The 13733-nt window shown below is 73.9% G+C and carries 12 protein-coding genes; 6 read left to right on the top strand and 6 right to left on the bottom strand.

Going from position 1 to position 13733, the window contains the following annotated elements:
* Window positions 1-32 precede the first annotated feature (32 nt).
* Window positions 33-1577 (bottom strand): glycerol-3-phosphate dehydrogenase/oxidase, encoded by a 1545-nt coding sequence (locus WMR31_RS11470; RefSeq protein WP_340538960.1) that lies wholly within the window; start codon window positions 1575-1577, stop codon window positions 33-35.
* Window positions 1574-2173, bottom strand: a complete 600-nt coding sequence (locus tag WMR31_RS11475) for a TetR/AcrR family transcriptional regulator (RefSeq protein WP_340538961.1) — start codon at window positions 2171-2173, stop codon at window positions 1574-1576. The genes WMR31_RS11470 and WMR31_RS11475 overlap by 4 nt, the downstream gene beginning before the upstream one ends.
* A gap of 17 nt (window positions 2174-2190) precedes the next feature.
* On the opposite strand from WMR31_RS11475, the gene WMR31_RS11480 reads away from it, so the two are divergent.
* Window positions 2191-3804: an FAD-binding oxidoreductase gene (locus WMR31_RS11480; RefSeq protein WP_340538962.1), complete on the top strand. Its 1614-nt coding sequence runs from the start codon at window positions 2191-2193 to the stop codon at window positions 3802-3804.
* On the opposite strand, the gene WMR31_RS11485 is transcribed toward WMR31_RS11480, so the two are convergent.
* Window positions 3795-4436 carry a pirin family protein gene (locus WMR31_RS11485; protein WP_340538963.1) on the bottom strand — a complete coding sequence of 214 codons (642 nt, stop codon included), beginning with the start codon at window positions 4434-4436 and terminating at the stop codon, window positions 3795-3797. The two genes, WMR31_RS11480 and WMR31_RS11485, sit on opposite strands and share 10 nt — an antisense overlap.
* A gap of 16 nt (window positions 4437-4452) precedes the next feature.
* Here WMR31_RS11485 and WMR31_RS11490 point away from each other — a divergent pair, with 16 nt between their 5' ends.
* The 5 genes from WMR31_RS11490 to WMR31_RS11510 are packed head-to-tail and all read left to right on the top strand — an operon-like array spanning window position 4453 to window position 10822.
* Window positions 4453-5829: a GH1 family beta-glucosidase gene (locus tag WMR31_RS11490; RefSeq protein ID WP_340538964.1), complete on the top strand. Its 1377-nt coding sequence runs from the start codon at window positions 4453-4455 to the stop codon at window positions 5827-5829.
* Window positions 5830-5853: 24 nt separating this feature from the next.
* Window positions 5854-7476, top strand: a complete 1623-nt coding sequence (locus WMR31_RS11495) for a glycosyltransferase family protein (protein ID WP_340538965.1) — start codon at window positions 5854-5856, stop codon at window positions 7474-7476.
* A gap of 5 nt (window positions 7477-7481) precedes the next feature.
* Window positions 7482-8480: a sulfotransferase family protein gene (locus WMR31_RS11500; RefSeq protein WP_340538966.1), complete on the top strand. Its 999-nt coding sequence runs from the start codon at window positions 7482-7484 to the stop codon at window positions 8478-8480.
* Window positions 8467-9366 (top strand): hypothetical protein, encoded by a 900-nt coding sequence (locus WMR31_RS11505; protein ID WP_340538967.1) that lies wholly within the window; start codon window positions 8467-8469, stop codon window positions 9364-9366. Before WMR31_RS11500 ends, WMR31_RS11505 begins: the two co-directional genes overlap by 14 nt.
* Window positions 9359-10822 carry a hypothetical protein gene (locus WMR31_RS11510; RefSeq protein WP_340538968.1) on the top strand — a complete coding sequence of 488 codons (1464 nt, stop codon included), beginning with the start codon at window positions 9359-9361 and terminating at the stop codon, window positions 10820-10822. The genes WMR31_RS11505 and WMR31_RS11510 overlap by 8 nt, the downstream gene beginning before the upstream one ends.
* Before the next feature lie 9 nt (window positions 10823-10831).
* Here WMR31_RS11510 and WMR31_RS11515 read toward each other — a convergent pair whose 3' ends face one another.
* Genes WMR31_RS11515 through WMR31_RS11525 form a run of 3 tightly spaced genes read right to left on the bottom strand, consistent with a single transcriptional unit; the run spans window position 10832 to window position 13721 of the window.
* On the bottom strand, window positions 10832-12145 hold the full coding sequence (locus tag WMR31_RS11515) for a UDP-glucose dehydrogenase family protein (protein WP_340538969.1): 1314 nt from the start codon (window positions 12143-12145) through the stop codon (window positions 10832-10834).
* 5 nt (window positions 12146-12150) lie between these two features.
* Window positions 12151-13299 (bottom strand): MalY/PatB family protein, encoded by a 1149-nt coding sequence (locus WMR31_RS11520; RefSeq protein WP_340538970.1) that lies wholly within the window; start codon window positions 13297-13299, stop codon window positions 12151-12153.
* Window positions 13296-13721: an HIT family protein gene (locus WMR31_RS11525; RefSeq protein ID WP_340538971.1), complete on the bottom strand. Its 426-nt coding sequence runs from the start codon at window positions 13719-13721 to the stop codon at window positions 13296-13298. Before WMR31_RS11525 ends, WMR31_RS11520 begins: the two co-directional genes overlap by 4 nt.
* Between the last annotated feature and the right edge of the window lie 12 nt (window positions 13722-13733).

Raw genomic sequence — 13733 nt, forward strand, 5'->3', positions numbered from 1 at the left:
GCTCCCTGTCCGGTGAATCCTTCCAGGGATCGTCAGAGGTTCGCGCGCGACTTCTTCGCGACGGCGAGCGCCAGTTCGGCGGCCGGGACGGCTGCGGCACGGTCGGTCGCGATCAGGCCGACCCGGGTGCGCCGGTCGAGCAGGTCGTCGACGTCGTGGGCTCCCTCGTGGGTGACGCCGAAGACGAGCTCGGCCATGGTCACGGGGACGCCGTCGGCCACCGGGGCGAGCAGGTCGGCGTCGTGGAGGCCGGTGGTCCGGCGTGCGGTGGCGAGCACGAGCGCGGCGTCGGCGCCGAATCGCCGTACCAGGCGGGCGGGCACGTCCAGGCCGGCGAGACGGTCGCGGGGAGCGGCCCCGGCCAGGGGAAGGGACGCGGTGACGCACCGGGTGGCCTCGAGGTCGGGGGCGGCGTCCAGGGCGGCGTCGAGGGCGTCCTGGGCCATGCGCCGATAGGTGGTGAGCTTGCCGCCGACGATCGTGACCACTCCCGACCGGTCGGTGAGCACGGCATGGCGTCGCGACAGGTCGGCGGTGCCCCCGTGGCGCTGTGGGGAGCGGAGCAACGGGCGCAGGCCGGCGAAGGCGCCGGCGACGTCGTCACGGCCGAGCGGGTGTGAGAAGGCGCCGCCGGCGACGTCGAGGAGGAAGTCGACCTCGCCCTCCGACGGGGTCGCGACGTCCGGCACCGGTCCGTGGACCGGTTCGTCGGTGAGGCCGATGTAGACCGTGCCGTCGGGCTGGGGGAGCACCATGACGAACCGGCTGCGGCTGCCCGGGACCGGCACGAACACCGCCGTGGCGAGCCCGGGCAAGGCCTCGGCCCGGAGCACGAGATGGGTCCCGCGGCTCGGTCGCAGCTCCACCTCGGCCAGCTCTCCGGCCCACACGCCGGCGGCGTTGACCACGACGCGGGCGGCGACCGTGCGGGTCTGGCCGGTCAGCTCGTCGCGCAGCTCGACCTCGCGACCGTCGGCGTGCAGCGCCCGCGCCCGGGTCCGGATCCGCGCGCCGTGCGCCGCGGCGGTGCGCGCGATCGTGACCACGAGGCGGGCGTCGTCCTCGAGCTGCCCGTCCCAGGAGAGGTGGCCGCCGCGCAGGGTGTCGCGGCGCAGGCCGGGGGCGAGCCGCAGGAGCTCGGTCGTCGAGAGGCGCCGCGGGCGTGGGAGCACCGAGGTCGGCGTGCGCGCCCCGCGACGCAGGACGTCGCCGGCGACCAGGCCGCCCGAGACGAGGGCTCGGTCGAGCACGCCGTGGGCGGTGGTGGTGGGCACGACGTAGGGCATCGCATGGGTCAGGTGCGGCGCGGTGGTGGTCATCAGGATGCCGCGCTCGACGGCGCTCTCGTGGGCGACGCCGACCTGGCCGTGGGCCAGGTAGCGCAATCCGCCGTGCACCATCTTCGAGGACCACCGCGAGGTGCCGAAGGCGAGATCGTGGGCGTCCACCGCGAGGACCGACAGCCCGCGGGTGGCCGCGTCGAGCGCCACGCCCGCGCCGGTGGCGCCCAGGCCGACGACGACGACGTCGACGGAGTCGGGCACGCCGTCCAGGCCGGCGCCGAGCGAGCCGGTCATGGCGCCAGCGATCGGGTGAGCACGAGCGCGAGCTCGTGGTCGAGGTCGGCCTCGGTGACGTCGTCGTCGAGCATCGTCTGGGCCGACAGGACGAAGCCGTGAGCGGTGAGCAGCAGGCCGCGGGCGATGACGGCCGGATCGCCGGCGCGGAAGCGGCCCTCCTTCTGGCCTCTGCGGATCGCGGGCACGAGCAGCTGGAGGACGAGGTCCTGTGAGCGGCCCCGCCTGGAGAACAGGTAGGGGAGGATGAGCTCGGGGTCGACCTCGACGATGCGCACGAACAGCTCGTTGTCGCGCAGGGCCCGCACGATCGCGACGACCCGGGACACCAGGTCGTCGCCGGGCAGGTGCGCCGGGTCGTCGATCTCCAGCGCGAAGTCGGGGGCCTGCATGAGCTGGGTCCACTCGCGCGTCATCAGGTCGGCGAGCAGGGACGGCATGTCGGGCCAGGTGCGGTAGATCGTCATCCGGGAGACGCCGGCCCGACGGGCGACCTCGGTGAGGGTCGTCCGCCGCCAGCCGAGATCGAGCAGACACGCGCGCGCGGCGTCGAGGTAGGCATTGTCCGACCGATCGATGTGACGAAGTGACGTCATGTGTCACACTGTAACACGTGAGCACCGCCGAGAACCCGCGCCAGTTGCCCGAGCAGCCCGAGATGCACCCCAGCCGGTGGGGTGATCCGGCCGTTGCTCGACCGCTCCCCGATTCCGCGCGTGGGCTGGTCGAGATGGCCTTCGGCATCGAGGAGTCGCCGGCCATCGAGGGCGCACTCCCGCCGGTCGGCCTGGCAGCCGAACTGGTCGCGGAGCTCAGGGACATCCTCGGCGCCGATCACGTACGTACCGACGACGCTACGAGACGGCTACGCACTCGCGGGAAGTCCACCCCCGATCTCATTCGGGCGCGCACCGGCGACCTCGCCGACGCTCCCGACGTGGTCGTTCGCCCCGGAGGCCACGACGACGTGGCGGCGGTGCTGGAGTGGGCGGTGCGCCATCGCGTCGCCGTCGTGCCCTTCGGCGGCGGCACCTCGGTGACCGGCGGCCTGGTCGCTCGACGCGAGGGATACGCGGGCCTCATCTCACTCGACCTGGTCCGGCTCAAGCGCCTGATCGAGGTCGACCCCGTCTCGATGACCGCCGTGCTCGAACCGGGCCTGCGCGGTCCGGAGGCCGAGGCACTGCTCGGCGAGCACGGCCTCACCCTCGGCCACTTTCCCCAGTCGTTCGAGTTCGCCACGATCGGCGGCTTCGCCGCGACCCGGTCCAGCGGGCAGTCCAGCGCCGGCTACGGCCGGTTCGACTCCCTCGTCGTCGGGCTGCGCGTCGCGACGCCACGCGGTGAGCTGCGGCTCGGCACCGCCCCCGCGACCGCCGCCGGGCCGGATCTGCGCCAGATCCTCCTCGGCTCCGAAGGCGCCTTCGGCGTGATCACCGCGGTCACCGTGCGAGTGCGTCCCCGCCCCGAGGTCAAGCGCTACGAGGGCTGGCGGTGGCCCTCCTTCGCCGCGGGCGCCGATGCCATGCGCACGCTGGCCCAGGCGAACCTGCTCCCGACGGTGATCCGGCTCTCCGACGAGAACGAGACCGCGATCAACCTGGCCCGCCCCGAGGAGATCGGCGGCGACAGCGAGGGCGGCTCCCTCATGGTCGTCGGCTTCGAGGGCCGGCCCGACCAGGTGGAGGCGCGCCGCGCGGCCGTGTGCGGTCTCCTGGGCCGGCTCGGCGGGGTGCCGCTCGGCAGCGAGCCGGGCGAGTCATGGGCCGCGGGCCGGTTCGACGCGCCGTACCTGCGCGACTCGATGCTCGACGTCGGCGTGCTCGTCGAGACGCTCGAGACGGCGGCCTTCTGGTCGCAGCGCGATGCGCTCTACACCGCGGTCCGCGACTCGCTGGCCACCAGTCTCGGCGAGGGCGCGATCGTGCTCTGCCACATTTCACACGTCTACGAGACCGGATGCTCGCTCTACTTCACGGTGGCCGCGAAGGCCGGAGCGCAGCCGCTGGAGCAATGGCACGCCGCCAAGGTGGCCGCAACCGGGGCGATCGTCGCGACCGGGGGCACCATCACCCACCACCACGCGGTGGGTACCGACCACCAGCCGTGGCTGGCTCACGAGATCGGCGATCTCGGGGTCTCGATCCTGCGCGCGATCAAGGCCGACCTAGACCCGACCGGCATCTTGAACCCGGGCGTGCTGATCCCGGCCGGAACTCAGTCCTGACGTGGGAAGGTCCAGACCAGCAGCTCGGTAGGCACGGCCGCGGTGACCTCGTGCGCCGGCTCGTCGGTGAAGCGGAAGGCGTCGCCCTCCTGGAGCGGGTCGGCCAGCGAGCTGCGCAGCAGCGCGCCACGGACGACGTAGGCATGCACCAGCGGCGCCTCCGGCAGGGTCGCGGTCTCGCCGGCGTCGAGCCGGATCAGGCTGAGGTGCGCGCCGTCGGGGAGGCCGACGGCGTCCTCGCCGAGGACCTCGTAGGTCGAGGCGGTGTCGCCCGCGCGGGTGAGCCAGGCCTGTACGAAGCGCGTCTGGGGCTGGGCGGCGATCTCGCTGTGCTCGCCCTCGGGGCCGGTGCGCCACACCGCGAAGTGCCCGGCGGGGACGACCAGCGTCCCGCTGGCGTCGGTGTGCTCGAGGGCACCGCTGACGACGTAGGTGACGATCAGCAGATCGCTGTGCCGGTGGGTGGCGAAGCCGCGACCGCGACCGAGCAGGTGGTCGTCGTGGCAGACCATCGGGCCGAACCGAAGGTTCGCGGGGTCGTAGCGCTCGCCGAAGGAGAGCGAGTGCTTGGTGAGCCGCCCGTCCTCCTTCTCCACGAACCGGTCGTTTCCCCGACGGATCTCGACAGTCACAGGCATCATTGTGCCCGTGCCTCATCCCGACGACGGTCAGAGCCCCGACTCGGGGCCTCCGCCGATGCTTCCCCCCGGCTTCACCCTCGGCGTGGCGACATCCGCCTACCAGGTCGAGGGCGCAGCCGACGAGGACGGCCGCGGGCCGTCGATCTGGGACACCTTCAGCCACAAGCCGGGCGGCACCGCCGACGGCAGCACCGGGGACGTGGCCGCCGACCACTACCACCGGCTCCCCGAGGACATCGCGCTGTTGAGCCGACTGGGCGTGGGCGGCTACCGGTTCTCGATCTCGTGGTCGCGGGTCCTGCCCACCGGCCGCGGCGAGGTCAACGCCGCCGGCCTGGACTTCTACGACCGGATGGTCGACCTGCTGCTGGAGGCCGGCATCAAACCGATGGCGACGCTCCACCAGTCCGACCTGCCCCAGCACCTCGAGGACGACGGCGGCTGGATCAACCCGGCCACCGCGCGCGCGTTCGCCCAGTACGCCGAGGTCGTCGGCGAGCGGCTCGCCGACCGGGTCGACGCGTGGGTGCCGATCAACGAGCCGAACGTCAGCTCTCTGCTCGGCTACGGTCTCGGCACCCAGGCGCCGGGCCACACACTGCGCTTCGACGCCCTGCACGCCTGCCACCAGATGCTGCTGGCACACGGCATGGGTGCCACGGCCCTGCGGGCCACCGGCGCCCGGAACATCGGCTGCGCCAACAACCACTCGCCGATCTGGCCCGCCTCGGAGGACCCGGCCGACGTCGGTGCCGCCAAGCTGTTCGACTCGCTGTGGAACGGCATGTTCATCGAGCCCATGCTGCTCGGCCGCTACCCCGCAGACCTCGAACCGCTCCTTGAGGAGATCGCTCGGCCCGGCGACCTCGCGACCATCCGGGTCCCGCTCGACTTCTACGGGGTCAACTACTACAGCCCGATGCGGGTCGCGGCGGCCGACGAGGACTCGCCGGTGCCCTTCGAGTTCCTCGACCTGCTCGGGTACGACCGCACCGACCGCGGCTGGACGATCGTCCCCGACGCCCTGCGCGAGTGGCTGATCACCTTCCGGGCGCGCTTCCGTGCCGCCCTGCCGCCGATCGTGATCACCGAGTCGGGGGCGGCCTACAACGACGTCGTGGGTCCCGACGGCGTGGTCGACGACCAGCCGCGCATCGACTACCTCGACCAGCACCTGCGCGCGGTCGCCAAGGCCGTCGAGCGCGGCGTCGACGTCCGCGGCTACTACGTCTGGTCGCTCCTGGACGCCTTCGAGTGGACCGAGGGCCTCAGCCAGCGCTACGGCCTGGTGCACGTCGACTTCGCCAACCAGGTCCGCACCCCGAAGCGCTCCTTCGACTGGTACGCCAGGCTGATCGCCGCCCAGCCGCGCTCCGTGGGCTGAGCCGGGCCCCGTACGGTGAGGGCCGTGCCGGTCGCCGATGCCCCGATGGATGGCCCGACCGATGCGCTCACCAGGGTGCTCGACGGGGCGCGCCGACCCGCGCTGCTGATCACCGACCTCGACCTCCCCGAGGATCTGGACGGCGTCCAGGCGCGGGTCCGGCCCGGTGAGCCGAAGCCTGAGGGCCAGTTCCGCACCGTGGTCCTGCTCGCTTCCGACGTCGCCGAGTTGCGCCGGGCTGCCCTGCTGGCCGCGTCCGCCAAGACCGCAGGCTGGGCGCGTGAGATCGGCATCGTGGTGCTCGACGCGACCCGCGACACCGGCACCTCCGTGCTGACCCTCCGCCCGCACCCCGCCTGGCCGCCGGCCGACGCCGTGCGCGCCGAGCTGGTGGGAGCCACCGCGCTCACCCGCGTCGAGTTCTCCCGCAGGCTCGCCGCCGGTCCGGTTCTCGCCGGCTTCGCCCACGTCGCCGGCTCGCTCGACGGCACCCGAGCAGAGGACGGCCACCTCGGCGTGCGCGTCCTGCCGCCGGGCGCCGACTCGACGGACCCGGAGGTGAAGCACCCGCCCGACGTCGCGATCGACCCGCCCGAGCCACCTGTGGTCGCCGAGGCCACCGGCCGGGCCGCCGTCGTGCTCACCGCGGCGGAGGCCGCGCCGGCGCTCGACGACGCGGTGTACCGCCCGACCGGCTTCCGGCGGGACTGGAGCCGCGGCCTCGTCGACCTTCCGGCCCACACGCGCCTCTCGCCGCGCCTCGTGCACGACCTGCGGGACGCCCAGGGCGTCCGGCTGGCGCCCGGGCACGACCCGGCCCTCGCCGCCGGACTGGCGATGAGCGGCGTCCCGCTCATCGGTGACCTCGCCGACCTCGCCGGCGTGACCGACTCCGATCTCGCCGACCCGGTAAGACGCGAGGAGGCCTCGGTCCGGCAGCGGCGGGCCGCGCTCGCGGCGCAGGCCCCCATGGGACGCCGCCACGCGCTGGCCGAGCGAGCCGGCGTCCGCGCCGCCGCAGAGCCCTCGATCAGCGTGCTGCTGACCCTCAGCCGGCCCGAGCTGCTGGAGCACGCGCTGAGGCAGGTCGACCACCAACGCGTGGCTCCGGCCCAGATCGTGCTGGCCGCCCACGGCTTCACCCTCGATCGCCCGTTCGGCCGGCAGGGTCCGCGCCCCGACCCTGCGCCCGTGACCATCGTGACGGCCGACGCCGGCACTCCTGCCGCGTCCCTCCTGGCGCGCGCGGCCGAGGCCGCAACCGGCGAGGTGATCGTGACGATGCACGGTCACGACTGGTACGGCCCCGACGTCCTCACCGACCTGCTGCTCGCCCGCCGTTACAGCGGCGCCACGGCGGTCTCGATGGCGGCCGAGTGGGTCTACAGCGAGCCGGTCGACGCCTCGTGGCGGCGCCCGGTCGAGACCGAGGTCTTCACCTCCGACGTCGACGGCCCCACCCTGCTGCTGGAGCGCGCCCTCCTGCGCCGGCTCGGCGGCTGGCCCGCCGATCGCGGCGTCGGAAGCCTGGTGCGGGAGTCCGGGGGCACCGGGTACCGCGTCCACGGACTCGGCCACGTGCGCCGCGACGACCGGACGAGCGAGGCGCCCGCGCACGCACGACCCGGACGCAAGTCGCTACCGTGAGCGCCGTGGACGACCCCCAACGCTGCCTCGTACTCGTGCTCGGCGACGAGGCCAGCGGGGCCGCCGAGCTCGCCGGGACGCTGGCCACGCTCGGACTCCGGATCCCCGAGGCGGACGCCGCGGAGCGCACGCCATGGTTGCGCGACCTCCACCGCGAGCTCCTGGCCCGCGCCGACGTCGCCGTCGACGACGCCCGACCCTCCGCCTGGTTCGCCACCGGCCGGCTCGCCCACCTCGAGCCGCTGCGCAAGCGGGTCCACGACTGGCTCGCCGCCCGCTTCGAGGCCGACGGCCCAGAGCTCGTCCTGCACGACCCGGCCCTGGTCTGGTTCGTCGGCCTGTGGCGGTCGGCGGCGCTCCGCGCGGGTGCCGAGACGTCGTCCGTCGTGCTGCTGCGGCGGCCCCCTGACTCCGCCGCGCCGCACGCGGCCGTTCGCGCCTCGGGAGCTCCCGACCCCGACGCCGTCGCTGCCGCGGCGTCCTGGCTCAACCTCGCGACCCACGCCGAGAAGGCGACCCGGGGCGCTCCGCGCGCGTTCGTGCTCCGCGACGAGCTGGCCGCCGACTGGACCGTCCCGGTGTCCGCGGTCGGCGAGCGCCTGGGTCTGCCTGCGGTGCAGGACGCCGAGGCCAACGCGATCCGCGCGGTGCACAGCTACCTGCGTGACCGCTTCGACCGGAGGGAGCCCGCCGAGCTCCCCGACGCGGTCGCCGCGCTCGTGGACCGGGCGTGGGAGGCCCTGTCGGCGCTGGCCGTCGGCGCCGACGACCTGGACCGGCTCGACGCCGTGCGGGCCGACTACCTCGCGCACTACGACGCGGCGGCGGCGTTCGCGCGGTCCAGCATCGAGGCTGCCCGGCGAGCCGGTGGGGCCGGCCGAGCGCCGCAGCCCTCGAACCCTCGCGCGGCGGACCGCGTGCCGCACGCGGTGCGCGCCGCCGTCCCGCCGGGACTTCGCCGCGGGCTGCGCTCACTGGCCGGACGGCGCCGTGACCGCCCCTGATCCGGCCTACGACGTCCGGTGGCCGTGGAGCGACGGCGCGCCGATGGAGCCCGGACTCACCTGCGTGTTCCGGGTGCGCGACGAGGCGCGCAACCTGCCGTGGGTGCTGCCGCCGATGCTGGCCGCCGCCGACCAGGTGATCCTCGTCGACAACCGGTCGAGCGACGGCACCGCCGGCCTCGCCCGCCGGATCGCGGCCGAGCAGGGCGCGAGCGAGCGGTACCAAGGCCTCGAGTACCCCTTCGACGTCAGCCGCGCCGGCCGGGAGCACCTGGCCACCCCGCCGGACTCCGTGCACTCCCTCACGCACTTCTACAACTGGTCGTTCAGCCACGTGCGCACCACCTACTCGATGAAGTGGGACGGCGACATGGTGCTCACCGAGGACGGCATCGGCGTGCTGCGCGACCTGTCCTGGCAGCTGCAGGGGAGCGCCGCCGTCGTCGCCATCCCGCGGCACCCACTCACCGTCGTGAACGAGTCGGAGGCCTGGATCGACCTCGGCTCGCGCTTCATCGAGCCGTGGATCTACCCGATGGGCCCGGGGTTCACCTTCGTGAAGGCCTTCGAGTGGGAGGTGCGGGAGTTCCCGGCCACCTCCGAGCGGATCATCGCTCCCGAGGGGCTGTGCGTCGAGCTGAAGTGGCTCGATACCGACGAGTTCGCCCAGTGGGACGGCGTCGAGGAGTTCGCCCAGCTGCGCGTGCAGCGCAAGCGCCGGGAGTTCGAGGTGGTCTCGGCCCTACGCGAGGGCCGCGGCGACGACGTCCCTGATCTGCACCGGATCCTCGCGCCGCCAGGCGTGCACGTGGTCGACCACGTCGTCGACACCTGGCTGCCCGCCGCGCGGCGTCCGCTGGTCCAGCCCGGACGGCGTCATGCCTGAGGTGGTCGACGGACCGGTCGACCGGTTCCTGGCCGATCGCGGCGGCATCGTCCTGGACGCCGCGACCGAGCCGGGCGCCTACGCGCGCGTCGCGGTGGTCGGCGATCCCCGCGACGCCGAGTGGCCGCCCGGCGTGTACGCAACCGAGATCGGGCTGCGCGGCGGTGGGCCGGTGGCTCTCGTCGCCCGACCGGAGTGGCCGGACCTGGTCGAGGTCGACTCGAGCCTGGTCGACGGCGAGTGGTGGAGCGTGCTCCGCTTCGCCGAGGAGATCGACGTCGCCGAGGTGGTCGCCGAGGTCGGTCGCCAGTCCGTGTGGCGCGACCTCGACGGGCCGCGAGCCCGGGCAACCGACGCCGGTCGGATCGGGCCCTTCGACGAGCGGGTCCTCAACCCCACCGGTTTCGTCCCGGCTGCGGACGGCCCCGTCGTCGACGTCGCGAGTCTGGGTGGGATCACCGCACCGGTGGTCGCCGGCCTGCGCTCGGCGGCGGCGGTCGCGGTCGAGCGATGGGACGACGCCGCCACCCGCGCCGCCGCAGCCCTGGCGATGGCTGGCGTCCCGGTCGTCACGGCCGCTCCCGGGGCGGTGCCCGACTCGCTCGGCCCCGAACTGAGAGCAGTGCTCGCGGAGCCCGTCGACCTCTCCGACGTGACCTCCCGCGAGGAGCGCAGTGTCCTGCTGCGGCGAGCGGCGTTCGACCGGTTCTCCTCTCGGGCCCAGGGACCCGCCGGGCGTCCCCGGCACCCCAGCGTGAGCATCCTGATCGCGACCCGCCGCGCCGACATGCTCGACTTCGCGCTGGCGCAGGTCGCCCGGCAGCGCGGCGTCGACGAGCTGGAGCTGGTGCTGGCGCCGCACGGCTTCGACGTCCCGCTCGAGCGGGTGCAGGAGGCGGTCGGCCCCGGCGTCGCCGTCCAGGTGACGGCCCAGCCGGACACCACGCTGTTCGGTGACGTCCTGGAGAGCGCCGCTCGCGCAGCCGGCGGCGACCTGCTGCTCAAGATGGACGACGACGACTGGTACGCCCCCGACGTCGTCGCCGACCTGCTTCGCGCCCACGCCTGGTCAGGCGCCGAGCTGGTGGGCATGCCGGCCGAGCTGCACTACCTGGCCGAGGCCGACCTCACCGCCAAGCGCGGACATCCGGTGGAGCTCTACACCTCCTTCGTGGCCGGCGGCACCATGCTCGTCGAGCGGGCCGCGTTGCGTGAGGCAGGCGGGTTCCGCCCGGTTCGCAAGTGGGTCGACGCCCAGCTCATCGACGGTCTCGACGCCATCGGCGCCGCCACCTATCGCACGCACGGGCTCGGCTACGTGCTGCGCCGCAATGCCACCGGGCACACCTGGCAGGTCGACCTGGACTACCTGCTCGACCCGGCCCGCACGATCCAGACCTGGCCGGGCTTCCGGCCCTCGCGGCTGTTGCAGCCCGACCCGCGCTGGATGCCCTAGCCTCGCGGCTCAGCGGCGGCCGAGGCCGCGGGCCTCGAAGCCCGCCGCTCGCCACGCGGCGAGGTCGAGGAGGTTCCGGCCGTCGAGGATCCGCCGGTGCGCCATCACCGAGCCGACCTCCTCGGGGTCGGCCGCGCGGAACTCCGGCCACTCGGTGAGGTGGAGCAGCAGGTCGGCGTCGCGCGCGGCGTCGACGGCGGTGTCGGCGTAGGCGAGCGTCGGGAACGTCGCCGCGGCGGTGTGCCGCGCCTGCAGGTCGTAGACGGTCACGTGGGCACCGCCGAGGTGGAGCTTGCCGGCGATGCTGAGCGCGGGGGAGTCGCGGACGTCGTCGGAGTCGGGCTTGAACGCCGCCCCCCACACGCCGATGCGCGCGCCGAGCACCGAGCCTCCGAGGAGGCCGCGGGCGATCTCGGCGGTGCGCTTGCGCTGGCGCTGGTTGATGTCGTCGACCTGGCGCAGGAACGTCATGGCGTCCTCGACGCCGAGCTCACCGGCGCGGTGCACGAACGCGCGGATGTCCTTGGGCAGGCAGCCGCCGCCGAACCCGACGCCGGCGCCGAGGAACCGGCGTCCGATCCGGACGTCGTGGCCCAGCGCGTCGGCCAGCGCGACCACGTCGGCGTCCGCGGCGTCGCAGACCTCGGCCACGGCGTTGATGAAGGAGATCTTGGTGGCCAAGAAGGCGTTCGCGGACACCTTGACCAGCTCGGCCGTGGCGTAGTCGGTGACCACCAGCGGGGTGCCGGCCTCGAGCATCGGCGCGTAGAAGTCGCGCAGCGCCTGCTCGGCCCGCTCGGAGGTGACGCCGAGGACGATCCGGTCCGGCTCGAGGGTGTCCTTGACGGCGAAGCCCTCGCGGAGGAACTCCGGGTTCCAGACGAGGTCGGCGTCCACGCCGGCGGGGGAGACCTCGCCCAGCAGCGCCGCCATCCGCGCCGCGGTGCCCACGGGCACCGTCGACTTGCCCACCACCTGCGCCGGGCGGGTCAGGTGCGGCGCCAGCGAGCGCACCGCCGCCTCCACGTAGGAGGTGTCGGCGCCCAGGCTCGAGGCCAGCTGTGGGGTGCCGACGCACACGAAGTGCAGGTCGGCGAAGGCGCCGGCCTCGGCGTAGGAGTCGGTGAAGCGCAGCCGTCCCGACGCGACCTGCTCGGCGAGCAGCCCGTCGAGCCCGGGCTCGTACATCGGCGCCCTGCCGGCGGCGAGCAGCTCGCGCTTGGCGGCGTCGATCTCGACGCCGAGCACCTCATGGCCCAGGGAGGCCATGCAGGCGGCGTGGGTCGCGCCGAGGTAGCCGCATCCGATGACCGTGATCCGCACGGCGGTCACGCTAGCGCGAGCGCGAGGCGCCGCACGATCTCGGTCAGCCGCTCCGGGCTGGTGGCGAAGTTGAGGCGGACGTGGCCGGTCAGCCCGGGCTGGTAGTCGTGCCCCGCCGCGACCTGGACCCGCTGCCTCTCGACGGCGAGCGCCGCCGGGTCGTCGTGGCCGTAGGCGCGCAGATCGATCCAGGCCAGGTAGGTCGCCTCGATCGGACGCATCCGCGCCCGCGGCAGGTGCTCGGCGAGAAGGTCCACGAGCAGGTCGCGCTGGCTGGTGAGCCGCTCGCGCAGCGCCGCGAGCCACGCGTCGCCGTCGGTGTAGGCGGCGATCGAGCCCGCGACGCCGAGCACGGACCAGGAGTCGTTGCGAGCCATCGGCACCGACACCAGCGCCTCGTGGAGCCGCGGCGAGGCGGTGACGACCTGGGCGCACTTGAGTCCGGCGATGTTGAAGCCCTTGGAGGCCGCCACGACCGCCACGGTGTGCTCGGCGGTGCCCTCGATCGAGAGATACGGCACATGCTCGCGCCCGTCGAGCACCAGGGGTGCATGGATCTCGTCGGAGATCACGAACGCGTCGTGCCGGACGACGACGTCGCGGACCGCCTCGAGCTCGGCGCGGGTGAACGCGCGGCCCCACGGATTGTGCGGCTGGGTCAGCAGCAGCGCCCGCGCACCGTGGGAGAGGTGGTGGTCTAGCTGGTCCAGGTCGAGCTCGGCCCGCTCGGCGTCGGGATCGAGGAGCAGGTCGAAGCGCTCCCGGCCGGTCATCTCGGCCATCGCGAGCTGGGGGCTGTAGCCCGGCACCGGCATCACCAGGCCGCCCGGCCCCACCACGGCGTCCAGCGCGAGCCGGACGCCGGCCGTCACGTCGACGGTCGCGACCACGCGGCTCGGGTCGACCTCGTGGGCGAACTGCCGGCTCGCCCAGCCGGCGTAGGCCGCACCGAGCGCGCCGCCGGCGCCGAAGCGCGGGTAGCCGGTCATCCCGGCGTCGATGGCGCGGTGCAGGGCCTCGGTGATCGGCTCCGCGACCGCGTAGTCCATCTCCGCGACCCACGCGGGCAGCACGTCGTCGGGAACCTCGCCCCACTTGCACACCAACGCGGCGCGGGCCTGGTCGTCGGTGAGGTCGCGGATCAGGTCGCTCACGCCTCGTCCCCGCGCAGGCGGGCGCCGGTCTCGGCGATCTGGTCCGGGTCACCGGGGGTCGGGATCCACGGCAGCGTGAGCTGGTCGCGGTCGTCGTCGTAGCGCGGCACCACGTGGAAGTGGAAGTGGTACACCGTCTGCCAGGCACTCGCGCCGCAGCAGTTCAGCAGGTTCACTCCCGACGCCCCGAGCACGTCGACCGCCCGTCCCGCCATCTGCTGCGCGGCCACCGCGCACGCGGCGAGGTCCTCCGGGGCGATCTCCAGCAGGTCCTTGCTGTGCGCCCGCGGGATGACCAGCACGTGTCCCTCGGTGGCGGGGTTGATGTCCATGAACGACACCGTCCGCTCGTCCTCGGCCACTCGCACCGAAGGGATGGTGCCCTCGACGATTCCGCAGAACAGGCAGTCCTCGTGACTCATGGCGTCAACGTA

The sequence above is a fragment of the Nocardioides epinepheli genome, from assembly GCF_037936805.1.
Taxonomy (GTDB): Bacteria; Actinomycetota; Actinomycetes; order Propionibacteriales; family Nocardioidaceae; genus Nocardioides.